Below are 23,934 nucleotides of genomic sequence, written 5' to 3'. Positions count from 1 at the left end.
GCATGCTCATCAACGCGGTGCCGCAGCGTCAGGGTGCGCTCAGTGCCCGCTCGGGAGAACTCCCGGGCGGGTGCCTGGCGCTCGCGGCGTTCGCCGGGCGGGTGCTCGGCGAGCCGGTGACCGAGGTGCCGCAACAGCTCGGCGTCTCCGTCGCCATCGACGGCATCGCGAACCGGGAAGTGTTACTGGCCAACAGGACCGCGCAGCTCAACGCGCTCGAGGCACCCGGCACGAAAGTACTGACGATCGGCGGGGACTGTGGCGTCGAGCTGGTCCCGATCGGCGTCGCGCGGTATCGCCACGGCCCCGAGCTGAGCGTCGCCTGGTTCGACGCGCACGCCGACCTCAACACCGTCGAGTCGTCGCCGTCGGGTGCGTTCCACGGCATGGTCCTGCGGTCGCTGCTCGGCGACGGCGACCCCGATTTCGCCGCGAGCCCGGCGCTCGACCCGGCCAGGGTCGTGCTCAAGGGCACGCGGGTGTTCGACGAGGCCGAGCGTGAAGCCGCCGCCCGGCTCGGTACCCGGCTCGACGGCCCGGTCTATGTGCACCTCGATCTCGACGTGCTCGACCCGGCCGAGTTCGACGGGCTCAACTACCCCGAACCCGGCGGTTTCAAGATCACCCGGCTGGTCGATGAACTCCGCGCGCTGAGCGCGTACGAGGTGATCGGCGCCGGAATCACCGAATGCGTCGGCACTGACCCGAGCGCGCTCGAACCGATCATCACGGCCATCGGCGAACTGCTGCGCTGACTAATTCGTCCATTTGTACGAAGTTGATGATGCAGTCGGTGGGTCAAGTGTCATCACAACGCAGCCGCTGTCCGTGAAATTGTCACGAAGGTGACAAGAAACCGGTTTCTCCTGGGGTTTGTGACACGCTTGAGGCTAGTTTCGCGATGTGTCGGGTGTCACGGCCTGACGGATTTCGGGGGCGGGGCGAACTCTGGGCGGAGCAAAGGAGCTGCGATGTCGCTGGAGCGCGGGCTGGAACCCGCTTCCCACCCTGCGGTGCTGCCACGCAAGCTCGCCGACCTGCTCAGGCCCGAGTTGTCCAGTCTCGCCAAGGAGATCACCGACGAGATCAGGGCGACCATTCCCGCGTACGCGCGCCCGCTCGACGGGCCGTACGGGAAATCGATCACGGCCGGTGTCGAATACGCGATCACGCTGTTCGTCGCGCAGATCGCGGACCCGTCGGTGTCCAAGGAACAGTCGCACGAGGTGCATCACCGGCTCGGCCAGAACGAAATGCGCGAGGGCAGGAGTCTCGACACCCTGCAATCGGCGTATCGGGTGGGCGCGCGGGTCTCGTGGCGGCGGATCATGCGCGTCGGGCGCCGCGCCGGGCTTTCCTCTGCCGTGATGTCGCAGCTCGCCGACGCGATGCTGGCGTTCATGGACGAGCTCGCGTCCGTCGCGCTCGACGGCTACCTGGAGGCCAAGGCGTCGACCGCGGGCGCCCTCGACACCTGGCGCCGCAAACTGCTTCAGCTGATCCTCGAGTTCCCGCCCGCGCCGCCGAAGGCCATCGCCGAGCTCGCGCAGCTCATCGGCTGGACCGTGCCGGAGGAGGTCACCCCGGTCGCGGTGCACGCCGACACGGGCAGACCGAGGCGGCACGCGCCGCTCGACGCCGACGTGCTCGCCGAGCTCGAAGGCATGGAACCCCGGCTGGTGATCCCCGGCCAGGTCGGCGGAGCCCGGCTCACGACGCTGCAGACGGCCTTGCCGGACTGCCGCATCGCCATCGGGCCGACCGTGCGCCTGGAAGTCGTCTCGGACTCGCTCAGATGGGCACGCCGCGCGCTCGTGCTCGCGGAACGCGGGCTGATCCCCGGCAGGCGCGTGGTGTGGGCCGAGGAGCACCTGCCAGCGCTGCTGCTGCACTCCGACACCAACCTGGTGGCCCGCCTGGGCGACCGGCTGTTCGAGCCGCTGGGCACGATGACCGACAAGCAGCGCGAACGCCTGCTGGAGACGTTGCGCGCGTGGCTGGACGCGCAGGGGAGCGTGCCGGACATCGCCGAGGCGCTCGCCGTGCACCCGCAGACCGTGCGCTACCGCATGCGGCAGCTGCAGGCCGTCTTCGGCGACCGGTTGCAGGACTCGGACGTCCGCTTCGAGCTGGAGATCGTGCTGCGGGCCGCTACTCGGGCTTGGGGAACAGCAACGCCACCGTCACCTCGGCTTGGTTCATCGGGCCCGATGACATGCCGGTGAAGATCGGGCTCAGCGGCTCCGCCGCGCCACAGCCCGCGAAACTCGGGATGGTGAACCCGCGCAGCGCCGGGTCGGGGGAGTTCGGGTCCGTCTTGAGCACACCGCCGCTGAACGCGTCGTAAGGGCCGTAGAGGTCGATCGAGATCGGCGTCGACGACATGCACTTCGTGCCGACATCGAGCGGGGCGCCGTTGACCTTGACATTGCTCAGCCGCGCGTAGACCTCGATGTGCGAGCGGCCGTAGGTCAGCCCGTCCGGCTCGGCCGTGACGACCGCCTTGACCGGGACCAGGTTGTTGATCTGGTAGTCCACCGGCAGGAACTCGGCCGTGGCGTTGATCGGCATGAACCCGAAGCCCAGGAACGCGACCTGCACCGGCGGGAGCACCGCCTCGCCCTCGGAGATCAGCGGCGCGGCGGGATCGACCGCGTCGAGCAGCACGTGCCCGGCGATCACCACGGACGGGCCGATCGGGGCCTTCGCGCCGAGCTTCACGATGGTCGACGTGCCGTTGACGGTCAGCGGGTCGAGCGGGACGACGATGACGTTCGGATCAGGCTCATCAGCCTTGGCTGGCGCCTGGGGGTCTTCTTCCTCTTCGCCGGGAGTCGCCGCCGGAGTGTCCTCTTCGGACTTCGGCGGGATGACCGCGACACTGCCGAGCGCGGCGTCCTGGTCGGCGTCCAGTGTGCACTTCACCCTGGACTTGACGTCCTTGGTGTTCAACGCGAGTTCCGGGGCACCGAAGGAGATGACGAGCCTGCCGCTCACGTTCATGGCCAGCGCGTCGAGCTTGCCGGTCGCGGTCAGCGTGAGCTCTTCCGAGGTGACCGGGGTCGCCGCGATGTCGAGCACGACCGGGAGCTTGGTTTCCTTGCTCTTCTTGGCTTTCCGCTTGCCTGTGAGGTCGAGTGAGACGCCGCCTTCGACCGAAGTGGCTTCCGGCGGCAGTGCCTCTTTCGGCAGTGCGAACTTGAGCGCGAAGTTCTCGATCGGCACCGGCTGTCCTTTGGGGACGGCCGTCGGGAGCGTCGCGGTGACCTCGAAGGCGATCGGGCGGGGCACCTCGCCGAAGAGGCAAGTGTGCTTGAGCGACTTGGTGACGGTCTGCGGCACGGGCTCGGAAGCGGAGCCGGTGGAACTCACCGCCCCGATCAGGCAGGCCGTGGCCAGCACGACGAAGACCTTCGTCCTGATCGGGTGCGGCATGTGAGTCCTTTCCTTACGTGACAGGCATGTCAGGGCTGAAGGCACGGTTCTGCCCGGCCTTGACGTTGCAGTTGAACGTCCACGCCGACCAGGTGCCGCTCTTCTTGTGGAACTCGAGCTGCGCGTTCAGCGTGGTGTTGAGCGAAAGCGACGCGACACCGGGCGAGCCCGCGGTCAGCGTCGGGATGCCGGTGCCTGCGTCCTGCACGATCTGGATGGTCAGCGGGCCCGGTACGTACGGGAAGATCTGCTCCGGCACGTTCACGTTGGTCACCGTGGAGTTGACCGGGGTCGCGTTGGTGGCCACTACCGGGACGTTCGCCTTGCCGCGCACGCCGTCGTAGTTCGCGGCGTTGAGCAGCGCGTGGATCTGGCTGGAGATCGTCGCGGTGCCGTGGAGGTTCGTCGGGGTGGCCGTGCCACCGGAGGGGACCGAGTCCGGGCCGTCGAAAGCCGCGACGACGTCGAGCTGCTGCGAGCCGATCGACGGGAAGTTACACGTGAACTGCACTGTTCCCGTGGTGTACGGCGTGACGGCGACGGCGGTTCCGGCGGTCAGCATGGCGACGGCGCCCATGATCGCCGCGCCTGCGGATAATGTGCCCAGTCTACGGGACATACCTGTCATCTCCTTTGATCCAGTTTACGTCTCGATGGCTGGCTGCGTGCGCCATTCGGCAATCTTGTGATCGTTCCTTGATTGCCGTTCCGGGTGGTTTGGAGTACCACTGGGCTCACCTGCCGAAAAGGAGGCTACTCGCGAGTTAGGTAGCGAACAAGGCTCCTTTGTCGACAAAGAGGCAGTACCTGTCAGCTCACTGTTTTTCTTGTCACGAACTGCGGATTGCGATTATGAATTTTGTGCGGTGGTGACAAAGAAACGGAAATGAGGCAACGATGTCCGTCGTCGTCCGAGCCGCGGCCGTCGCCGCGTTCATGTTGGTCTCAAGCGCGCCGGCACTCGCCGTCGAGCCGGGAGGAGTGATCCCGTGGGGCTGGGGAAGTTACGGCCAGACAACGGTTCCACCGTCGGTCGCGGAGGGCGTGACAGCGATGTCAGCAGGGAGTTTGAACGGTCTTGCGCTCAAGAACGGCGGGGTGATCGCCTGGGGCGACAACAACTACGGCCAGCTCGCCGTGCCGGCGGCCGCCGCATCCGGAGTAACGGCGATAGCCGCCGGATGGGGGCATGAACTCGCGCTGAAGAATGGCGCCGTGCTCGCCTGGGGTAACAACTGGTACGGCCAGTCGAACGTGCCATCGGCGGCCACTTCGGGCGTAACGGCGATTTCGACGAGCGTTTTCCACAATTTGGCCGTGAAAGGCGGAAGGGTGCTCAGCTGGGGTTCACGGACCGACGTTCCGGCGGCCGCCCTTTCCGGCGTTTCGACCGTTTCCGCGGGCGGCGATCACAGTTTGGCGTTGAAAGGCGGAACCGTTCTCGCGTGGGGCACCAACGCGAGCGGCCAAACGAACGTCCCCGCCGACGCCCTTTCCGGAGTGAGTGCGATTTCGGCGGGCTACAAACACAGCCTCGCGCTGAAGAACGGCGGCGTCATCGCCTGGGGCGACAACAAGTTCGGCCAGCGCGACGTCCCCGACGAGGCCAAGTCCGACGTCGTCGCCATCGACGCCGGCTGGAACTACAACCTGGTACTCAAGGCCGACGGCTCCCTGGTCAGCTGGGGCAGCAACGAGTCCAACGAGCGCGACCCCGCCGACGGCGTCTGCGCCCCCATCCTCGCCCTCGCGGCGGGCGAACGCCTCAGCTTCGCCCTCATCACCCCAGGTCAGACCTGCTCCTGACCCCAGCCGAACCTGGGAAAAAAATCCCAATGTGGCATTGGTCAGGTTGCAGCCTCCCAATGTGGCTTTCGTCAGGTGAAATCTGACGAAAGCCACATTGGGATTTTTTTCAGCGCTGGTTGGAGGTGAGGGTGAGGGAGATGGTGTTGCCAGGCCCCGAGACCAGTGCGCCCAGTGCGATGTCGGCGATGAAGCAGTCCTTGAAGGACGGGATGGTGAACTCGCCGGTCGAGGTGATGGACGGGGCGAAGAGGTCGACGTCCTTGGTGATCAGGTCGAGGCTGATCGGGGAGACGGTCTTGCAGCTGTTGGGCACCGTCGGCAGCGGGAAGACCGGGAAGATCGGGCCCGCCCAGATGTCGTTGATCTCCATGTTGGCCAGTGTGTGCGTCTTGAGGTCGCCGTTGGAGATGGACCCGGTCACCTGGCCGAGCGGGATCACCTTGACCGTCGCCTTGATGCGGAAGATGCCGGACAGCAGCGAGATGTTCGCCTTGGACGGCGGCAGCGTCAGGTCGCCCTTGATGCCGATGTTGTCGCCGTCGATGACGATCGCGCCGTTCAGCTGGCCGGGGCCGAGCTGCAGTGCGCTGCCGGTCTTCTTGACGGTCGACGAGCCCGCGACCGTGTAGGAGACCGGGATTTCGAGCGGGTCGTCGGCGAGCGCGGGGGTCGCGGTCAGCACTCCCGCGCCGACGAGGGCGGACGCGAGCATGACAACTAAACGAGAGCGCATCGGTATTTCTCCTTCTCTCGGTGATTTACCTTGGCGAAAGATCGGTGATGACCCAGGTGCCGCCCTGCCGCTCGGCGGTGACCGAAAGCTGCGACGCCGCAACGCTTTCCGTCCCGCCACGCTGAGCGGACTGGTCGAGGAACACGAGCAACCTGGCGTGCGTGCCGTCGAGTGACTGCACGGCCGAGCTGACGACCCTGGTGGTCAGCACCAGCTTCTGTTGCGGAGCCAGCTGCCGCACCTGCGCGAACAGCTGGTGGTAGGTCTCCTGTGCCTTGCCGCGCAACACCGCGGACGCGGCTTTCTCCGTCACGTCGGTCTTGTCGTAGGAGTACGAGAAGATCCGGTTGACGGCCAGTGTGACCGCCGAGTTGACCTCGGCCGTCGCGCCGACGTCGACCAGCGCCTGGTTCGAGGCGGCCGTCGAAGACCGGAGGTCACCCGCCTCGACGGTGAACCACGCACCCAGCCCGCAGAGCAGGACCGCGGCCACCATCAGCACCAGAGGGGAACGCTGCACCGGCGGCATCGACGGCAGGAACGTGCGATCGAGCGTTACGGCGGTCATCGCGCACCCACCGGGATCTGGTCGAGCGCGCTGAGCTTCCAGCCGCCGTCGGTCTTGGTCAGCTGCGCGGTGAACCGGTTGCGTTTGGTGCCGGGCGCGACCCCGTTCTTCGCGACCGTGATCTCCACCGACGCGAGCAGTTTCGCGGTGCCCGCGTGCGCGTTCAGGTCGCTCACGGCCGCGTCGAGCACCTTGCCGGTCGACACGGTCGCGGTCGCGGCCAGCGCGTTCTCGTCGGTGCTCTGTAGTTGTTCGCGCAACGTCCCGGTCGACGCGTCGAGCCAGCGCGCGACGCCGGCGTGCGCGTCGTGATAGTCGAGCGTGCTGAGCTGCGCGATCTGCTCACGGCCAGCCTGCAACGCCTCGTCGCGCAGGTTCGCGTAGGTCAGCGATTCGTCCTGCGCCGCCGAGAGCCACGACCAGCCGGACCAGCCGGCGAACACCGTGGCGACGGCGACGGCCGCCAGGGCGGTCTTCATTTGCCAAGCCACAGCAGCTCCTTCAGGTCCGTGGAAACCTGCAGGCCGGGCAGGGTGACCGGGCCGACGCCGCCGGGCTTGGCCGCGTCGGGCACGGGCGGATGCGGCGCGTTCTGCGAGCCGCGCACCGAACTCGGGTCGCCATAAGGCAGCGTGCACGCCGCGGTCGTGTTGAGCGGCAGCGGCGTGACGACGTCGCTGGATCGTGTCGGCGTGCTCTCGTAGCCCTGAAGACACGGCGGCGGGTCGTTGAAGGTCAGCACGAGCGAGAGGTGACCGGTGTCCGGTGTGATCGCCGAGGACGTGGTCGCCACCGCGCGCGGGGTGTTGACCAGCAGCTGCTCCAGCCCGTTCGACCGCGAAGAGAACACTTTGGACAGTGTCAGCAGGTTCGCGACCAGCACCGGGAGCCCAGGGCTGTTCTCGTGCAGCAGCGACGTGATCTGCGTCGACGCCTGCGGCGCCGTCTCGATCAGCTTGCGCAGGTCACCGTCCGAACTGGACAGTGCGGCCGCGAACTGCTTGGCACTGCCGGTGAACGTCCGCCACGCCGCCGTCGAGTCGACCTGGGTACGCAGCACGGTCGCGCCGTCGCCGATCAGCGTCTGGGTCTGCGGCAGGTGCGCGGCCGCGCTCTGGGTGAACGAGTTCGCCGAGTCGATCAGCACCTGCAGGTTCGGACCGGAGTTGCGCAGCGCGTCGTCGAACTCGTTCACCACCGTGCGCAGCGACTCCGTCGGCACCGAGGCGCTCAGCGCGCTGAGGTTGCCGAGCAGGTCCTGCACAGGCAGCGGGATCCGCGTCGACTCGCGCGGGATGACCGCGCCGTCGCCGAGGAACGGCCCGCCGTCGGTGCGCGGCTGCAGGTCGACGTACTGCTCGCCGACCGCGGACCGGTTCGTCACGATGGCCGTCGAGTTCACCGGGATCCGCGGCGCGGCGTCGTCGATGAGCAGGTCGGCCTCCATGCCGGTGCGGGTCAGCCGCAGCTCGCCGACCCGGCCGACGGCGACCCCGCGATAGGTGACCTCGCCGTTGGTGAACAGCCCGCCGCCGTCGGCGAGCTCGATCTTGACCAGATACGAGCCGGACCCGAGCAACCTGCCGAGACCCGCGTACTTCGCGCCGACGAACGCGCTCACGGCCAGCGCGAGCACCACGAACACGAGCACCTGGATACGGACTTTCGCGGTGAGCATCAGCGGCCTCTCATCTGGCCTGCGACCGGCAGCGGCAGCGGCGGCTCGCCCTCACCGGGCGGCGGGATGACCATGCCGGGCGCCGGCGCGATGGTCGCGAAGATGTTCAGGTAGTCGCCACGCAGGCCGCGCAAGACCTCGTCGGTGAACGGGAAGGTCGGCAGGATCTCCAGCGCGTTCGGCAGGTCGGAACCCGCGTCCGCGAGCCGCTTCAAGATCGGCGCGAGCGAGTGCAGGTCGGCGACCAGGTCCTCGCGGCTGCGGTCGATCGTGTCGACGGCCACTGTGGACAGATCGTCGAGTGCGGACAGCATGCTCACCAGCTGCGAACGCTGATCCGTCAACGTCTTCAGACCCGGTGTGAGGTCGGTCAGCGCGCCGGAGACCTGCGCGCGCCGCTTGTCCAAAGTGGCCGAAAGCCGGTTCAGGCCGTCGAGCGCCGAGACGATCTCGCCGCGATGCGCGTCCAGATCGGTGACCAGCGTGTCCACTCCGGACAGGAACGAGCGGATCTCCTGTTCGTTGCCGGTCATCACCTTGGACAGTTCCTGGTTGATCGTCTGCAGCTGCCCGATCCCGCCGCCGTTGAGCAGCAGCGACAACGCGCCGAAGATCTCCTCGAACTCCGGGTTGCGGTTGGTGCGGTCGGGCGTGATGACCGCGCCGTCCTTCAGCCGCTCCGGCGAGTCGGTCGTGCTCTTCGCCAGCTCCACGAACTTCTCGCCCAGCAGGCTGGACTGCCGCAGCCGCGCGACCGCGTTGGACGGCAGCACCACGTCGCCGTTGACCGCGACCGTGGCCTCGGCCGTCCAGCCGTCCTTGCCGAGCCTGATGGTCTCGACCCGGCCGACCGGCACGTCGTCGACCTTGACCGCGGCCTGCGGCACCAGGTCGAGCGTGTCCGCGAACTGCACGGTCACGCGGTATGGGTGATCGCCGAGGTCGGCGCCACCGGGCAGCGGCAGGTCGTAGACACCCTTGAACTCCGACGAGGAGCACGAGACGAGCAGGCAGCAGGCGGCGATCATCGCGAGGCGCTTCATTTCGGCGCTCCCTGGTACAGCGGGCCGGTGACCGGCAGCGGGAGCAGGTAGTAGTCGAGCACCGTGCGGCCCTGCAGGGTGCCGGACTTCGGATCGAACGCGTTCAGCACGTCGGTCACCGCGAGCGGGATGTCGTCCAGCGTCTCCGCCAGCGCGGCGCGCTTGTCCACCAGTGTCTGCGTGGTCACGGCCAGATTGTCCACATTGGACTTGATGAGCGCGCGGTTCTCCTTGAGGAAGTCCTGCACGTCCGCCAGCGCCCGGCCGAGCCCGTCCAGCGCGCCGGTCAGCTCGGTCTTGTTCGACGCAAGCGTTTGCGTGACGGTCGCGAGCCGCGAGTTGATGTTGGAAACCTGGATGTCGTTGCCCGCCAGCATGGTCGTGAACCGCTGCAGTTCGTCGACCGTGCCGAACAGGTCGTCTTTGTTGCCCGCCAGCGTCCTGGCCAGGTCCGCGAACTCTCGGACGCTGTCGTTGAACGGCCGCCCGTTACCGCGCAGGTTGGCCGCGCCGGTGTTGAGCAGATCGGACAACGCGCCGTTGGAGTTGGCGCCGTTCGGGCCGAGCGCGGTGGCCAGCGTGTTGAGGCTCGCGTAGAGCTCGTCGAGCTCGACCGGGGTGCCCGTGCGCTCGGCGCCGATGACCGCGCCGTTCGCCAGCCGGGGCCCGCCGCGTGACGGCTTCGAGAACTGCACGTACCGGTCCGAGACCACGCTCGGCGCGATGACCAGCACGTTCGCGTCCTCGGCGACACCGACATCGCCGTCGATCCGCATGGTGACCTCGACGCGTTCGCCGTCAGGGGTGACCGTCTCCACCTCGCCGATCCGCACGCCGAGCAGCCGCACGTCCGAGCCGGTGTAGACACCGACCGCGCGCGTGAAGTACGCGGTGATCCGCTTGTCGCCGTGGCCGTCGAAGATCCACCACAGGATCCCGCCGGTGACCACGGCGAGCACCAGCGCCATTGTGAGGAACCGGCTGAGCCGGACCTGGTTGCGGGTCGCGTTCACTTGCCACCGCCTCGTGGCGGCGTGCACGGGTTCCGGTTCTCCGGGATCAGCCCGCAGACGTAGCTGTCGACCCACCGGCCGTTACCGACGGTGTTGTTGACCACCCGGAAGTACGGCCCGGCCAGCCGCAACGCCTCGTCGATGTTCGCGTTCTGCTTCTTCAGCAGCTCGGTGACGGTCTTGAGCTGGCCCAGCGCGTCGCCCAGCCGATTCTGGTTGTCCGCGACCAGCCCGGACAGCTGCGTGGCCAGGTTCTGCGCGCCGACGAGCAGGTCGTGGATGGCGTCGCGGCGGTTGTTCAGCTCGCCCAGCAGGAGGTTCCCGTCGTCGAGCAGCTTGTCGAAGTCCTCATTGGACGCGGCGAGCGTGCCGGTCACCTTGCGCGCGTTGCCGAGCAGCTTGGCCAGCTCCTCGTCGCGGCTGGAGATCGTCTTCGACAGCGCGGACAGCCCGTCGAGCGCGCTGCGCACATGCTCCGGCGAGTTCTTGAACGTGTCGCTCAGCGTCTGGAAACTGGCCGCGAGCTGGTTGGTGTCGATCGCGCCGACGGTGTTCGACAGCCCGTTGAACGCGTCGGTGACGTCGTACGGGGTGACCGTCCGGTCGCGCGGGATGGCGTGCTTGGGGTCCTGCACCGCGGAACCGGTCGGGCGCAAGGAGAGGAACTTGCGGCCCAGCAAGGTCTTGATCTTGATCTCGGCCGAGGTCCGGTCGCCGATCCAAGCGTCCTTCACCCGGAAGTTCACCAGCACGTGGTCGTCGGCCAGCGCCACCCTGGTGACCTCGCCGACCTTGATGCCCGCGATCCGCACCTCGTCGTCGCTCTGCAGGCCGGCGGCTTCGGTGAACTCGGCCTGGTACGTCGTGCCGCCGCCGACGATCGGCAGGTTCTCGTAGTTGAACGTGACGGCCAGCAGCCCGGCGATCACCGTGCTGCCGACGACGCCGATGACCAGCGGATTGCGCTCTTTGAACGACTTCACGGCCTGCACCTCGCCGCGGTCGGGAGTATCCCGCGTGGCGGGTCGGTCCCCAGTCGCGCGCTGCAGAGGTAGAAGTTCATCCACGAGCCGTAGGTGCCGAGCCTGCCGACCTCGTTGAACTTCGTCGGCAGGGTGTCGAGGAACTGGTTCACCTCGGCCGAGCCGTTCGCCAGGTTCTCCGACAGCTGGCCGAGCCTGTTCACGCTGTCCTTCAACGGCGGCCTGGCGACTTCGAGCAGCCCGGCGGTGGCCTTCGACAGGTCACCGATGCCGGTGATCGCGTCGCCGATGGCCGCCCGGTCACCGGCCAGCCCCGACACCAGCTGCCGCAGCGTGGAGAGCAATGTGGACAGTGCGTCACCCTTGTCGTTGATGTTCTGCAGCACCGAATTCAGGTTCGTGATGACCTGGCCGATCACCTGGTCGCGGCTCGCCAGCGTCGACGTCAGCGAGCCGGTGTGGCTGAGCAGGCTCTCGACGGTGCCGCCTTCTCCTTGCAGCACCTGGACGATCTCGCCGGAGAGTTGGTTGACGTCGTTCGGCGACAGCGCCTGGAAAAGAGGCTTGAACCCGTTGAAGAGATCCGTGAGATCGAGCGCCGGGGTGGTGCGTTCGAGCGGGATCTCCGCACCGGGTTCAAGCGTGCCGGTGGTGCCCTTGCCCCTGATCAGCGCGATGTAGCGCTGACCGACCATGTTGCGGTACTTGATGACCGCGGTCACGTCGGCGGGCAGCCTGCGTCCCTTTTCAATGGAGAACTTGACCCGCGCGAGGCTCTGGTCGGCGATGCCGAGCGACTCGATCTGCCCGACCCTGACCCCGGAGATGCGGACGTCGTCGCCGACGTTCAGCGAGGTCGCGTCGGTGAACTTCGCGCTGTAGACGTCGGAGTCACCGAGCCCGGTGTTGGTGATCGACAACGCGAGCAGCGTGGTGGCGACCGCGGTGACCAGTATGAAGATCAGGCTTTTGACCAGGGGAGCGGCGAAATTCCTCATCGCAGGCTCACCTCCGTGCCACGGTAGAGCGGACCGACGAGGACACTGCTCCAGTCGGGCACCTGGCCGGTCGGGACGCCGAGCTGCGGCGCGACCAGCGTCGCCAGCAGCTCGCGTTCCTGCGGGGAGTTCGGCACGCCGAGGTCGTCCTGGCCCGGCATGAGCGGGTGGGCTTCGGAACCGGGCGGCGCGGCGGCGGTGCCCTGGCTGGGCACGACGCCGCTGGGGTAGCAGCGCGGGCCGCCGGTCGCGGTGTACACCGGGTCGTCCTTGCCGGGGATGTACTTGCCGCGCGATTCGGTGACGGTGATGTCCACGTGCAGTCCGGGTTCGTCGGTGCCTTTGCCGAGCGCCTTGTCCATCACGGGCTTGAGGTCGGTCAGCGCCTTGAGCGTGCAGGGGAAGCTCGGCGAGTACTCGGCCGCGATCTCCAGCGGCTTGCGGCTGGTCGCGGCCAGCCCGATCAGGTTGTCCTTGTTGTTGCGCAGGAAGGTCGTGAGGTCCTGTGCCGAGGTGGTGACGACCGGGTACAGGCCGGCGAGCGCGTCGCGTTTCTCGTGGACGGTGTTGAGCGTCTTCGCGGAGTCGGTGAGCGCGTCGAGCAGATCGGGCGCGATGTCGCCGTAGAGGTTGCTGACCTTGGCGAGGTCGCGCAGGTCGTCTTCGAGCTTCGGCAGGCTGGGGTTGAAGTCCTTGAGATAGGCCGAAGCCGACGCGATGGTCTTGCCGAGCTGCTCGCCGCGGCCCTGCAACGCCGTCGCGACCGTGTTCAACGTGGTGGCGAGCTTCTGCGGCTGAACGGCCTGCAGCACCGGCAGCAGGTTGTCGAACACCTTCTCCAGCTCGATCGCGTTGGCGCTGCGGTCCTGCGGGATGACGTCGCCGGAGCGCAGATGCGTCGCGGTCGAACCGTCCGGAATGGACAGTTGGACGTAGCGCTCGCCGAAGAGTGTCTTGGGAATCAGCAACGCGGACACGTCCCGAGGCAACATGTCGATTTTGCCGGGTTCCATCGCGAGGTCGATCGAAGCGCCGGACCCGGAGCTGTGGACCGCGCGGATCTCGCCGACCACCACCCCGCGTGCCTTGACCTCGCCGCCGGGGCGCAGCTGGTTGCCGACGCGGTCGGCCTTGAGTGTCACCGGAACCGAGTCGACGAACGCCTTGTTGTAGACGGCGACCGTGCCGGCCACGAACGCCGACATGATGACCAGGAACAGGATCCCCGCGAGCTTGAGTTTCATCCGGCGACCTTCACGGTGGTCGTCGCGCCCCAGATCGCCAGGCTCAGGAAGAAGTCCAGCACACTGATCGCCACGATCGCGGTGCGCACGCCACGGCCGACGGCCACGCCGACGCCCGCGGGCCCGCCGCTCGCGCGGAAGCCGTAATAACAGTGCGCGAGCACCACGACCACGCTGAACACGAGCACCTTCCCGAACGACCACAGCACGTCGCCCGGTGGCAGGAACAGCAGGAAGTAATGGTCATAGGTGCCCGCGGACTGGCCGAAGAACCAGATGGTCACCTGCCGCGACGCGAGGTATGAGGTCAGCAGGCCGATCGCGTACAGCGGGATGACCGCGACGAACCCGGCGATGATCCGGGTGGTGACCAGGTACGGGACGCTCGGAATGCCCATCACTTCGAGCGCGTCGATCTCCTCGGAGATCCGCATGGCGCCGAGCTGCGCGGTGAACCCGCAGCCGACAGTGGCCGAGAGCGCGAGCCCGGCGACCAGCGGCGCGATTTCCCGCGTGTTGAAATAAGCCGAGACGAAACCCGCGAACGCGGACGTGCCGACCTGGTTGAGCGCCGAGTAGCCCTGCAGGCCGACGACCGTGCCGGTGAACACGGTCATCCCGATCATCACGCCGATCGTGCCGCCGATGACGGCCAGCGCGCCGGTGCCGAAGCTGACTTCCGCGAGCAGGCGGGTGATCTCGCGGAAGTACCGCCGCAACGCCCGTGGCGCCCAGGCGAGCGCGCGGAGGTAGAAGAGGATCTGGTCACCCAGCCGGTCGAGCACGCCGAGGTTCACTTCTCACATTCCTTTCGGCGGCACGAGCTGCAGATACAGCGTGCTGAGCACGAGATTCAGCATGAACAGCAGCAGGAAGGTGATGACGACCGACTGGTTGACCGCGTCGCCGACGCCTTTCGGGCCGCCCTTGGGGTTCAGCCCGCGATACGAGGCGACGACCGCCGCGACGAAACCGAAGATGACGGCCTTGATCTCACTGATCCACAGATCCGGCAATTGGGCTAATGCCGAGAAACTGGCCAGATAAGCGCCTGGTGTGCCGCCCTGCATGACGACGTTGAAGAAATAACCGCCGACCACGCCGACAACGCTCACCATGCCGTTCAAGAAGGCGGAGACGCCCATCGCGGCGAGCACCCTGGGCACGATCAAGCGCTGAATGGGTGAAACACCGAGCACTTCCATCGCGTCGATTTCTTCGCGAATGGTGCGTGACCCGAGATCGGCGCACATGGCCGAACCGCCGGCGCCCGCGATGAGCAGCGCGGTGACGATCGGGCTGGCCTGCTGGATGATCGCGAGCACGCTGGCCGCGCCGGTGAACGACTGCGCGCCGATCTGCGTGGTCAGCGAGCCGACGTGCAGCGCGATGACCGCGCCGAACGGGATGGACACCAGCGCGGTCGGCAGAATCGACACGCTCGCGATGAACCAGAACTGCTGGATCAGTTCCCGTGCCTGGAAAGGCCGTTTGAACAAGCAGCGCACCACATCGAGCCCGAGCGCGTACAACCGCCCGGTTTCCCGTAGCGCGGCTGCGCCGGGGATGCCTGTTCTGCTCGCCACTGGCCCTCCCCAGGAAAGGCCGCTCCACTGCGGCTTTCTTACTGGTGAGTAAGCTATCTAGGTGCCGGTGACCGTGACAAGAACCACGTCATTTTTTGCGCTTCGCTGACAAAGATGTCTGTCATCTTTATAAGAACGCGCGGGCATTCAGCGTAACGAGGCCACCAGGTCGTACGAGTGCAGCCGGTCGGCGTGCGCGTGGACCATCGTGGTGATCATCAGCTCGTCGGCGTCCGTGTCGGCGAGCAGCGTCTCCAGTCCTTTGTGGACGGTTTCGCGCGAGCCGATGATGCTGCTCGCGAACCGGTCCTCGACGAAGAGCCGGTCCATGTCGGTGTACGGGTACGCGGCGGCTTCCTCCGGCGTGGGCAGCGGGATCGGACGGCCGCGCCGCAGGCTGAGGAAGGTCAGCCCGCCCGGTCCGGCCAGGTAGCGGGCGTGCTCGTCGGTGTCGGCGGCGATCACCGACGCGCCGAGCATCACGTACGGCGCGTCGAGCACCGCGGAGGGGCGGAACGAGTCGCGGTACAGCTGGACGGCGGCGAGCGTGTTGTCCGGCGCGAAGTGGTGCGCGAACGAGAACGGCAGGCCGAGCTGGCCGGCGAGCCGCGCGCTGAAGCCGGACGAACCGAGCAGCCAGATCGGCGGCTTGTTGCCCTCGGCGACGGCCGCGCGCACCGGCTTCTCCGAGACCTCGAAGTACTCGATGAGCTCCGTCAGCTGCTGCGGGAAGTTCTCCGCCGACAGCCCGCCCGGTCCGCGCAACGCCACCGCCGTGCGCTGGTCGCTGCCCGGCGCGCGCCCGATGCCGAGGTCGATCCGGCCCGGGTACAGCGCTTCCAGCGTGCCGAACTGCTCGGCGATCACCAGCGAGGCGTGGTTCGGCAGCATCACGCCGCCGGAGCCGACGCGCATGGTCGACGTCGCGGCCGCGACCTGCCCGATCAGCACGGACGTCGCGGACGAGGCGATACCGGGCATGTTGTGGTGCTCGGCGAGCCAGTACCGGTGGTAGCCGAGGCCTTCCACGTGCTTCGACAGTGCGATGGTGTTGCGCAGGGCCGCGGCGGCGTCGGACCCGTTCACGATCGGGGCGAGGTCGAGTACGGAAAGCGGCACGTCAGACAGGGAGCTCACGTAAAGCGGCAACGCGGTCGAACGTCGATCTCTTCCCGAGTGTGGTTACGAGCACGGTGGCTGATAGGCGACCCCAGGGAAGTACCGGTCCCATTCGGCCTCGGTGATCCGCGGTGCGGCCACCTCGCAGACCCGCCTCGCGACGAGTTCCGGGTCGGTTTCCCAGCGCAGCACGATGTCGTCACTGCCGCTGCTGAACAGCGTGTGCCCGTCGGGCGCGAACGCGAGCCCGAGCACCCGGTCGGTGTGCCCGGTGAGCACAGCCACCTGCCTCGGTGCGGCCGGGTTCGTCGTGTCCCACAGCCGCACGGTCCGGTCATGCGACGAGGTCGCGAGCGTGTGCCCGTCGGAGCTGAACACCATCTCCCGCAACGCGTCCGTGTGCCCTGACAGCTGCGAGATCTCGCGGGGCGCCCGTGGATCGCGGACGTCCCAGAGCCGCGCGGTGCGGTCGCGGCCCGCGGTCACGATCGTCTTGCCGTCGGGGCTGTAGGCCAGCGAGGTCACGGCTTTCGTGTGCCCCTGCAGGATGCCGAGCAGCGCGCCGTTGGCGGTCATGTCCCAGAGCCGGACCGTGTAGTCCCAGCTCGTCGAGGCGAGGACCCGGCCGTCCGGGCTGAACGCGAGCGCGTGCACGTCGTCGGCGTGCCCGGTGAGCACGGCCAGCTCCTGACCGGAGGCGCTGTCGAGCAGCCGCACGGTGTGCTTGTCACCGGCGACGGCCAGCCGTTTCCCGTCGGGGCTCAGCGCGAGCGCGTCGATCTCGTCCTTGTGCTGAGCGATCACGACCGGCTTCGTCGGGTCCGTGAGGCTACGGCGTTTGACCGTGCCGTCCCAGCTGCCTGTGTAGAGGGTGTTCCCATCGGGGCTGACCGCCGCGGCGCAGGCTCCGTTCGTGTGGTCGGTCAGCGTGGTGAGTTCGCGGGGCACCGCTGGATCGACGACCCGGACCTTGCCGTCGCGGCCGCTCGTGATCAGCGTGTGGCCGTCCGGGGTCAGCGTCACCCGGCAGATGTCGTCCTCGGTGCTCGCGACCACCGGACCGGGGATGTCCCACAGGCGGGCGGTGTAGTCGTCGGAGGTGGTCGCGACCGTGCGGCCGTCGGGGCTGAAGGTGGCGCCCGCGACGTTGTCGGTGTGCCCGGTCAGGGTGAGTACTGACCTCGGCTTCGCCAGGTCCGTGACGTTCCAGACCTTGGCGGTCCGGTCCTCCGCCGAGCTGAGCAGCCGGGATCCGTCGCTGGTGAAAGCGAGCGCGCGCACACCCGCTTTGTGGCCGGTCATGGCCGCGAGGTCCTTCGGCGCGGCCGGGGCGGTGACGTCCCAGAGCCGGACATTGTTCTCGCCGCCGTACTCACCACCGGCGAGTGTGTGCCCGGTCGGGCTGAAGGCGAGCGCGCGGATCAAGGCGGGTGCGGCCGAGATCGACTTGAGCTCGGTGCCCGCCGCATCCCAGAGCCGCATGGTCTTGTCGTCCGAGCCGGTGGCGAGCGTGGTGCCATCCGGGCTGAAGCCGACCGTGACCACGCCCTTGGTGTGCCCGGCGAGGACCTTGCTGGTGCGGTCCGCGAGATTCCAGAGGCGAACGGTCTTGTCCCCGCTGCCGGTGGCCAGCGTCTTTCCGTCGCGGCTGAACGCCAACGTGAGTACCTGGTCGGTGTGCCCGGTCAGCGTCGCGATCGGTGTGATCCGGCGCGGATCGGTGACGTCCCACAGCTTGGCGGTCTTGTCCCAGCTCGCGGTGGCGAGCGTCTTGCCATCAGGACTGAACGCGACGGCGAGCACGTTGTCGCCATGGGCGTTGAGCGTGGGCAGCTCGATCGGGTGATGGGTGTCGGTGACGTCCCAGAGCCGGACGGTCCTGTCCCAGGCCCCGGTCGCGAGCAGCTTGCCGTCCGGGCTGAACGCGACCGTGTTGACGTTGTTCGTGTGCCCGAGCAGGAGACTGGAGTACGGCGTCGAGAACGTGCTGAGCAGGCTGCCGCGAGCTTCCATGGTCGGCACCAGGCGATACGCCGCGAGCGAGAGCTGCGCCGCCACGGCCGGTTTGGTCGGGCGCAGCGAAGTCGCCTCGTGCGAGACGTTCTGCGAACGCGCGGTGTTCCGTTCGTCGGTCGCCGTCTGGGAGGTGCTCACCGCGAAAACGCTTGCGCCCACCGCGACCAGCAGCAGGACGGCCATCAACGCGACCAGCTGACGCAGCCTGCGCGTCCGTTTACGGGTCGCGGCGCGTTCGGCCGTCTCGGCGGCGGAGCTGTCGTCGAGGAACTGGCGTTCCTTCTTGCTCAGTACCTCTTCGTGCGTGGTGGCCCAGTCCTGGGCGATCGCGAGCCGCGCGCCGCGGTAGAGCGAGCCGGCGTCGTGGTCGAGCGCCTCCCACGCCTCGGCGGCCTCGGTGATCCTGCGGTGCACGCGCAACGCTTCGCGGTCCTCGGTCAGCCACTCGCGCAGCCGGGGCCAGCTGCGGATGAGTGCCTCGTGCGCGATGTCGATGCCGTGCTCGTCGAGGGTGATGAGCCGGGCGTCGGCGAGCTTGCCGAGTGCGATGTCGATGTCCGGGTCGTCGTCGAGTTCGTCGCGGCTGAGCCTGCGCTTGGTGTCCTCGGTGCCTTCGCCGAGCGCGGTCAGCCTGAGGAAGATCTGCCGGGTGAGCTGCTGCTGAGCCGGGCTGAGCGTGGTGAACACGTGCTCGGAGGTCTGCGCGACCGCGCGCTCGATCCCGCCGGTCGACTCGTAGCCGGACAGGATGAGAGCGTTGCCGCGACGGCGGTGCCACGTTTCCAGCAGCGCGTGTGAAAGCAGCGGCAGCATGCCCGGTTGCCCGGTCGCGTCGGCGATCAGCCGCGAGACGAGCGCGGTCTCGACCCGCAGCCCGACGCGGACGGCGGGCTGCGTGATCGCCAGCCGCAGCTCCTCCGTGGTCATCGGGCCGAGCAGGATCTGGCCGTCCTCCAGCGCGTCGGTCAGCTCGGGGTACTGGGCGAACCGCGCGTGGAAGTCGATCCGCGCGCCGAGCACGACCCGTTTCGCCTGCACCAGCGCGGCGATGAACTCGGCGCGTTCCGCCGGGTCCTGGCAGAGGGTGAAGACCTCCTCGAACTGGTCGACGACCAGCACGTCGACCGGCCCTGCCTTACCCAGCTCGGCCATCGGGTGCGCGCCCGGCGTGATCAGCGCGGTAGTACCGGATGTTTCGAGCGCCGGGATCACGCCTGCCCGCAGCACCGACGACTTCCCCGAACCCGACGCGCCGAGCACCGCGAGGAACCGGTGCGTCGCGAGCCGTTCCAAGACCTTCTCGACGACCCGCTTCCGCCCGAAGAACCGCTCGGCGTCGTCGGTGCCGAACGCGGTCAGCCCGACATACGGCGGCTCGGCCTCCGGCTCGGGCGCGCGGGTGCCTTCGGAGACGGCGTGCCAGCGCGCCTCCCACTCGGCCTCATCGCCCGCGCACGCTTTCACGTATGCGAGCGCGACCGCGAGCGTCGGCAGCTTGCGGCCGCCGGCGGCATCGGACAACGTGCCCGCGGAGTAGTTCGTCTGCCGGGCCAGCTCACGGTAGGTGGGGCTGCCGGCCTTCTCGCGCAGCAGGCGCAGCTCCGCGGCGAACTGGACGACGGCGTCGTCTCCGTCCTCGAGCGGCCGCTCAGGTCGAGGCACTGGCCCACCCCCGTTGTTCGGACTTCATTGTTCGGTTGATCAAACCTGACGCCGAACAATACTTTTTGGCTATACCTGGGGTTGACCGGTCTCACGGTTCCCGCTGGGGGGTGCCGGTGACCAGGTCGAACGAGGAGGAGAGAACGTGTTCAAGATCAACATGACCGGGTTCCACGCGGCGACCGGAACCGCGGCCGCGTAAGCCCTCACCGCCTTCGCTGGGGGCGAGGACGGCAGGAAGACAAAAGCCACCTGGAGGATTCCAGGTGGCTTTTGTCTTGGGCCTTGGTCAGGCTGGGAGCCAGTCCGGGTTCGAGGCCAGCACCGTGAGTTGCTGGGTCGCACGGGTCAGCGCCACGTAGAGCACCCGGCGGCCGGTGGTCGACTCGGTGATCAGTTCGGTCGGCTCCACGAGGACGACGGCGTCGTATTCGAGGCCCTTGGAGTCGAGGCTGCCCACGACCTTGAGCCGCTCGTCGGACTGACCGGCGAACCAGGACTCGACCTCGGGGACACGGTCCATCGCCGTGATCACGCCGACCGTGCCTTCGACCGAATCCAGCAGTTCCTTCGCGGCCGACTGCGTCGCCGTCTCCAGGTTGGCCGCGTCCACGGAGCGGACGTCCGGGAGCATGCCGGTGGTGCGGACCGCGATGGGCAGCTCGTCCTCCTGGGCGTGGCCGCGGACGACGTTGGCCGCCAGGTCGAAGATCTCGGCCGAGTTGCGGTAGTTGGTGCGCAGTGTGAAGCGGCGCCGCGTGGTGCGCACGCCGAACGCCTGGTCACGGGCTTGGGCGGCCTCTTCGGGGTCAGGCCACGAGCTCTGGACCGGGTCGCCGACGACGGTCCAGCTCGCGTACTTGCCCCGGCGGCCGATCATCCGCCACTGCATCGGCGAAAGGTCCTGCGACTCGTCGACCACGACGTGGGAGTACTCGTCGTAGTGCTCGGGACGGTGGGTGCTCGCGCCGGAACGCTCCGGGGTGAACTCCACCGGATCGTGGTGCCTGCGCTTGCGCTTGGGCTCCGGGCCGATGAGCACCCGGAGCTCGTCGAGCATCGCCACGTCCGCGACGGTCCAGCCACGCGAGCGGTCGGCCATCGAGGCCGCGAGCATGGTGATCTCCTGGCGGTTCAGCACGCCCTTCGCCGCCGAGGCCAGCCGCTTCTCGTCCGCGAGCCACTTGAGGATCTGCGCCGGGTAGAGGATCGGCCACCAGACGACCAGGAACCGGTGGAACTCGATCCGGTCACCCAGGTCGTGCACCAGCTCGGCCTTGTCGATCTGCCTGCCGTCGGACTTCGCGTGCTCCTCGGCCTTCGCCGCGAGCGCGTCGAGCAGGATCTCGGCCGCGCGCACGCGCGACCGGTTCGGCGGCCCGCCCGCGGTGTGCACCTTGCGGCGTACTTTCTCCAGCTCCCTGGCGTCGAGCTTGAGCACCTCGCCGCGATAGACGATCCGCATCTCCTGCGGCGCGTCCGGCGGGGTGTCGCGCAGCGCCCGCAGCAGCACCTTGCGCATCCGCAGCGAACCCTTGATCGCCGCGAGCGGCGCCGGGTCCTGGCGGACGGCTTCGAGCCCGTCGAGCACCTCGCCCAGCGCGCGCAGTTCGACGTTCGTCTCACCCATCGAGGGGAGCACGCGCGAGATGTAGCTGGTGAACACGCCCGACGGCCCGACGACGAGCACGCCTGCCCCGCCGAGCTGGCGGCGGTGGCGGTAGAGCAGGTAGGCGGCACGGTGCAGCGCGACCGCGGTCTTGCCGGTGCCGGGCCCGCCGGTGATCTCGGTGACCCCGCGCCACGGCGCCCTGATGACCTCGTCCTGCTCACGCTGGATGGTGGCGACGATGTCGCGCATCTTCTCGCCGCGCGAGCGGCCGAGCGCGGCCATCAGCGCGCCCTCGCCGACGATCTGCATGCCGTCGGGGACCGCGTCGGCGATCAGCACGTCGTCGTCCACGTCGAGCACGTTCTGCCCGGAGCACCGGATCACCCGGCGCCGCACGACGTCCATCGGCTCCTCGGCGGTCGCCTGGTAGAACGCCGCGGCGGCGGGCGCGCGCCAGTCGGTGACGAGGTTGTCGAACTCGGCGTCACGGATGCCGAGACGGCCCACGTAGATCGTCTCGGTCGCCAGGTGGTCGAGCCTGCCGAAGACGAGGCCCTCGTACTCGGCGTCGAGCGTCTGCAGGGTCTGGTTGGCGTGGAAGACCATCATGTCGCGCTCGAAGAGCATCGACGCCTGCTCGAACACGGCCTCGCGCTGAGCGCCATGGCCTATCTCGTATCCCTTGTTGCGCATGGCTTCCGCCTGCTCGCGCAGCTCGGCGAGCCGGGTGTAGACCCGGTCCACGTGGGATTGCTCGATGGCGATCTCGGCCCGTCTGACCCGAGGTTCGGACACGCATTGCTCCTAATACCGCTGCTATCGCCTTCGAGGGCGAAGAACAACACTACGCGTTGCGCGCCGGAGGTTCAGCAAGTCCTGTCGAACACCACATGGCGGACGCGGTTTGCGAGTATGACGGGGTGACCAGGATCGTGGCAGGGAAGGCGGGCGGCAGACGGCTCAAGGTGCCTCCGAAGGGCACCAGGCCGACCTCCGAGCGCGTGCGTGAGGCGCTGTTCAACGCACTCGAAGTCGCAGGTGAGCTGGACGGATCCCGCGTGCTGGACCTCTACGCGGGCTCGGGCGCGCTCGGTCTTGAGGCACTCTCGCGCGGTGCCGCCGACGCCTGGTTCGTCGAAGCGGACCGCAAGGCGGGCGAAGTTCTTCGCGCGAATGTCGGTGAGCTAAATCTCGGTGGAACGGTCCGCATTGGACAGGTCGAGGCCGTGGTCGCCGGGCCGGCCCCGATGCACTTCGACGTCGTCATCGCCGACCCGCCGTACGCCGTCGACGCGGCCCAGCTCGGCTCGGTGCTGTCCGCGCTCGCCGCTGGCGCCTGGGTGACCGACGGCGCGCTGGTGATCATCGAACGTGCCACCCGCGACGGCGAACCCGACTGGCCACTGTCGTTCGAGCCCATGCGGGTCAAGCGCTACGGCGACACCGCGTTGCACTGGGCCGAATATGTGACGAAAGCTGTGTGACGCTCTAGTCACGATCGGGCGACGGGCACAGCTTCACGGTAGCGTCGCGCCATGCGTCGCGCAGTCTGCCCGGGCAGCTACGACCCGGCAACGAACGGGCACCTCGACATCATCGAGCGGTCCGCCAAGCTCTTCGACGAGGTCGTCGTACTGGTCGGGATCAACAAGAACAAGAAGGGCCTGTTCACCGTCGAGGAACGGCTGGACATGCTCCGCGAGACCACGGCAGGCCTGCCCAACGTGCGCGTCGACTCGTGGCAGGGCCTGACCGTCGACTACTGCCGCGACAACGACATCGTGGCCATCACCAAGGGCCTGCGCTCGGTCAGCGACTTCGACTACGAGCTCCAGATGGCCCAGATGAACCACGAGCTGTCCAAGGTCGAGACCCTGCTGATGCCGAACAACCCCGCGTACGGCTTCGTCTCCAGTTCGCTCGTCAAAGAGGTCGCGACCTATGGCGGCGACATCGAGCACCTGGTGCCCCCGGTCGTGTTCGAGCGGCTCACGAAGCGGCTGCGCGAAAAAGAGTCGTGAGTGGTAACGCCGGTTAGAACCCAATGCCGGGTAGTTAACGTTTGGCGTGAGCTGTCAAGCAACACGTGAAACCCGGGTTTCGGCCGCTGGATGGCTCAAACTCGGGTTCACGAAGGTCGACCACCGCCAGACGGCCCGATCACAAGCCAGCCATCGTCCACACAGGACCCAAATCACGGACTTTTGTCACGAAAAGTCGCATTTGCCCGCCTTCTCGAGTGGGTGCGGACGGAACGAACGGCGCTTATGCGTCGCTCAGCGTTGCGAACGCCCCGTTCACAACGTTCAACCGACCTTCACGGCACCCACCGAACAAGCGGCTTGACCGAACTCCCCGACCCCTAACTACCCGGCATTGGGGTTAGAACCCAATGCCGGGTAGTTAAGGGGCGGGCAGGTTGGTCAAGCCCCGCC

21 protein-coding genes are annotated in these 23,934 nt (G+C 67.8%); 5 read left to right on the top strand and 16 right to left on the bottom strand.

Features of this window, described 5'->3' with window-relative positions; genetic code table 11:
• The first annotated feature begins 2 nt into the window (after window positions 1-2).
• Window positions 3-755 (top strand): arginase family protein, encoded by a 753-nt coding sequence (locus ACFV15_RS36930; RefSeq protein ID WP_378356618.1) that lies wholly within the window; start codon window positions 3-5, stop codon window positions 753-755.
• A gap of 216 nt (window positions 756-971) precedes the next feature.
• Window positions 972-2,225, top strand: a complete 1,254-nt coding sequence (locus ACFV15_RS36925) for a PucR family transcriptional regulator (protein WP_378356617.1) — start codon at window positions 972-974, stop codon at window positions 2,223-2,225.
• On the opposite strand, the gene ACFV15_RS36920 is transcribed toward ACFV15_RS36925, so the two are convergent.
• Both ACFV15_RS36920 and ACFV15_RS36915 read right to left on the bottom strand, forming a co-directional pair.
• Window positions 2,152-3,435 carry a DUF6801 domain-containing protein gene (locus ACFV15_RS36920; RefSeq protein WP_378356615.1) on the bottom strand — a complete coding sequence of 428 codons (1,284 nt, stop codon included), beginning with the start codon at window positions 3,433-3,435 and terminating at the stop codon, window positions 2,152-2,154. The genes ACFV15_RS36925 and ACFV15_RS36920 overlap by 74 nt on opposite strands.
• Before the next feature lie 13 nt (window positions 3,436-3,448).
• Window positions 3,449-4,054: a DUF6801 domain-containing protein gene (locus tag ACFV15_RS36915; protein ID WP_378356613.1), complete on the bottom strand. Its 606-nt coding sequence runs from the start codon at window positions 4,052-4,054 to the stop codon at window positions 3,449-3,451.
• 278 nt (window positions 4,055-4,332) lie between these two features.
• On the opposite strand from ACFV15_RS36915, the gene ACFV15_RS36910 reads away from it, so the two are divergent.
• Window positions 4,333-5,241: an RCC1 domain-containing protein gene (locus ACFV15_RS36910; RefSeq protein WP_378356611.1), complete on the top strand. Its 909-nt coding sequence runs from the start codon at window positions 4,333-4,335 to the stop codon at window positions 5,239-5,241.
• A 109-nt stretch (window positions 5,242-5,350) separates the two neighbouring features.
• Here ACFV15_RS36910 and ACFV15_RS36905 read toward each other — a convergent pair whose 3' ends face one another.
• From ACFV15_RS36905 to ACFV15_RS36840, 14 genes are all read right to left on the bottom strand, one after another.
• Window positions 5,351-5,977, bottom strand: coding sequence for a hypothetical protein (locus ACFV15_RS36905; protein ID WP_378356609.1), 627 nt, complete (start codon window positions 5,975-5,977; stop codon window positions 5,351-5,353).
• Between the two features lie 25 nt (window positions 5,978-6,002).
• Window positions 6,003-6,545: a hypothetical protein gene (locus tag ACFV15_RS36900; protein WP_378356607.1), complete on the bottom strand. Its 543-nt coding sequence runs from the start codon at window positions 6,543-6,545 to the stop codon at window positions 6,003-6,005.
• Complete coding sequence (locus ACFV15_RS36895; protein ID WP_378356605.1) at window positions 6,542-7,036, bottom strand: hypothetical protein; 495 nt, start codon at window positions 7,034-7,036, stop codon at window positions 6,542-6,544. The genes ACFV15_RS36900 and ACFV15_RS36895 overlap by 4 nt, the downstream gene beginning before the upstream one ends.
• Entirely contained in the window at window positions 7,021-8,223 is a 1,203-nt protein-coding gene (locus ACFV15_RS36890) for an MCE family protein (protein WP_378356603.1), read from the bottom strand. Before ACFV15_RS36890 ends, ACFV15_RS36895 begins: the two co-directional genes overlap by 16 nt.
• Window positions 8,223-9,266: an MCE family protein gene (locus tag ACFV15_RS36885; RefSeq protein WP_378356601.1), complete on the bottom strand. Its 1,044-nt coding sequence runs from the start codon at window positions 9,264-9,266 to the stop codon at window positions 8,223-8,225. The genes ACFV15_RS36890 and ACFV15_RS36885 overlap by 1 nt, the downstream gene beginning before the upstream one ends.
• A complete protein-coding gene (locus ACFV15_RS36880) occupies window positions 9,263-10,234 on the bottom strand; it encodes an MCE family protein (protein WP_378356636.1) in 972 nt (323 codons plus the stop codon). The genes ACFV15_RS36885 and ACFV15_RS36880 overlap by 4 nt, the downstream gene beginning before the upstream one ends.
• 41 nt (window positions 10,235-10,275) lie before the next feature.
• A complete protein-coding gene (locus tag ACFV15_RS36875; RefSeq protein WP_378356599.1) occupies window positions 10,276-11,262 on the bottom strand; it encodes an MCE family protein in 987 nt (328 codons plus the stop codon).
• Window positions 11,259-12,260 (bottom strand): MCE family protein, encoded by a 1,002-nt coding sequence (locus tag ACFV15_RS36870; RefSeq protein ID WP_378356597.1) that lies wholly within the window; start codon window positions 12,258-12,260, stop codon window positions 11,259-11,261. The genes ACFV15_RS36875 and ACFV15_RS36870 overlap by 4 nt, the downstream gene beginning before the upstream one ends.
• Window positions 12,257-13,504, bottom strand: coding sequence for an MCE family protein (locus ACFV15_RS36865; RefSeq protein ID WP_378356595.1), 1,248 nt, complete (start codon window positions 13,502-13,504; stop codon window positions 12,257-12,259). The genes ACFV15_RS36870 and ACFV15_RS36865 overlap by 4 nt, the downstream gene beginning before the upstream one ends.
• Window positions 13,501-14,301 carry an MlaE family ABC transporter permease gene (locus tag ACFV15_RS36860; RefSeq protein WP_378356593.1) on the bottom strand — a complete coding sequence of 267 codons (801 nt, stop codon included), beginning with the start codon at window positions 14,299-14,301 and terminating at the stop codon, window positions 13,501-13,503. Before ACFV15_RS36860 ends, ACFV15_RS36865 begins: the two co-directional genes overlap by 4 nt.
• A gap of 3 nt (window positions 14,302-14,304) precedes the next feature.
• On the bottom strand, window positions 14,305-15,090 hold the full coding sequence (locus tag ACFV15_RS36855; RefSeq protein WP_378356591.1) for an MlaE family ABC transporter permease: 786 nt from the start codon (window positions 15,088-15,090) through the stop codon (window positions 14,305-14,307).
• Between the two features lie 147 nt (window positions 15,091-15,237).
• Window positions 15,238-16,209, bottom strand: a complete 972-nt coding sequence (locus ACFV15_RS36850; protein ID WP_378356589.1) for an LLM class flavin-dependent oxidoreductase — start codon at window positions 16,207-16,209, stop codon at window positions 15,238-15,240.
• A gap of 63 nt (window positions 16,210-16,272) precedes the next feature.
• A complete protein-coding gene (locus tag ACFV15_RS36845) occupies window positions 16,273-19,887 on the bottom strand; it encodes a helix-turn-helix domain-containing protein (protein WP_378356587.1) in 3,615 nt (1,204 codons plus the stop codon).
• Window positions 19,888-20,176: 289 nt separating this feature from the next.
• Window positions 20,177-22,294 carry a HelD family protein gene (locus tag ACFV15_RS36840; RefSeq protein WP_378356586.1) on the bottom strand — a complete coding sequence of 706 codons (2,118 nt, stop codon included), beginning with the start codon at window positions 22,292-22,294 and terminating at the stop codon, window positions 20,177-20,179.
• Between the two features lie 125 nt (window positions 22,295-22,419).
• On the opposite strand from ACFV15_RS36840, the gene rsmD reads away from it, so the two are divergent.
• Window positions 22,420-22,983 (top strand): 16S rRNA (guanine(966)-N(2))-methyltransferase RsmD, encoded by a 564-nt coding sequence (gene rsmD / locus ACFV15_RS36835; RefSeq protein ID WP_378356584.1) that lies wholly within the window; start codon window positions 22,420-22,422, stop codon window positions 22,981-22,983.
• A gap of 51 nt (window positions 22,984-23,034) precedes the next feature.
• Window positions 23,035-23,520 (top strand): pantetheine-phosphate adenylyltransferase, encoded by a 486-nt coding sequence (coaD, locus tag ACFV15_RS36830; RefSeq protein ID WP_378356582.1) that lies wholly within the window; start codon window positions 23,035-23,037, stop codon window positions 23,518-23,520.
• The last annotated feature ends 414 nt before the right edge of the window (window positions 23,521-23,934 follow it).

The organism is Amycolatopsis sp. NPDC059657 (assembly GCF_042734395.1).
Classification (GTDB): domain Bacteria; phylum Actinomycetota; class Actinomycetes; order Mycobacteriales; family Pseudonocardiaceae; genus Amycolatopsis.
The sequence above is the reverse complement of the archived record's forward strand: the minus strand, read 5'-3'. Positions and strand labels throughout refer to the sequence as shown.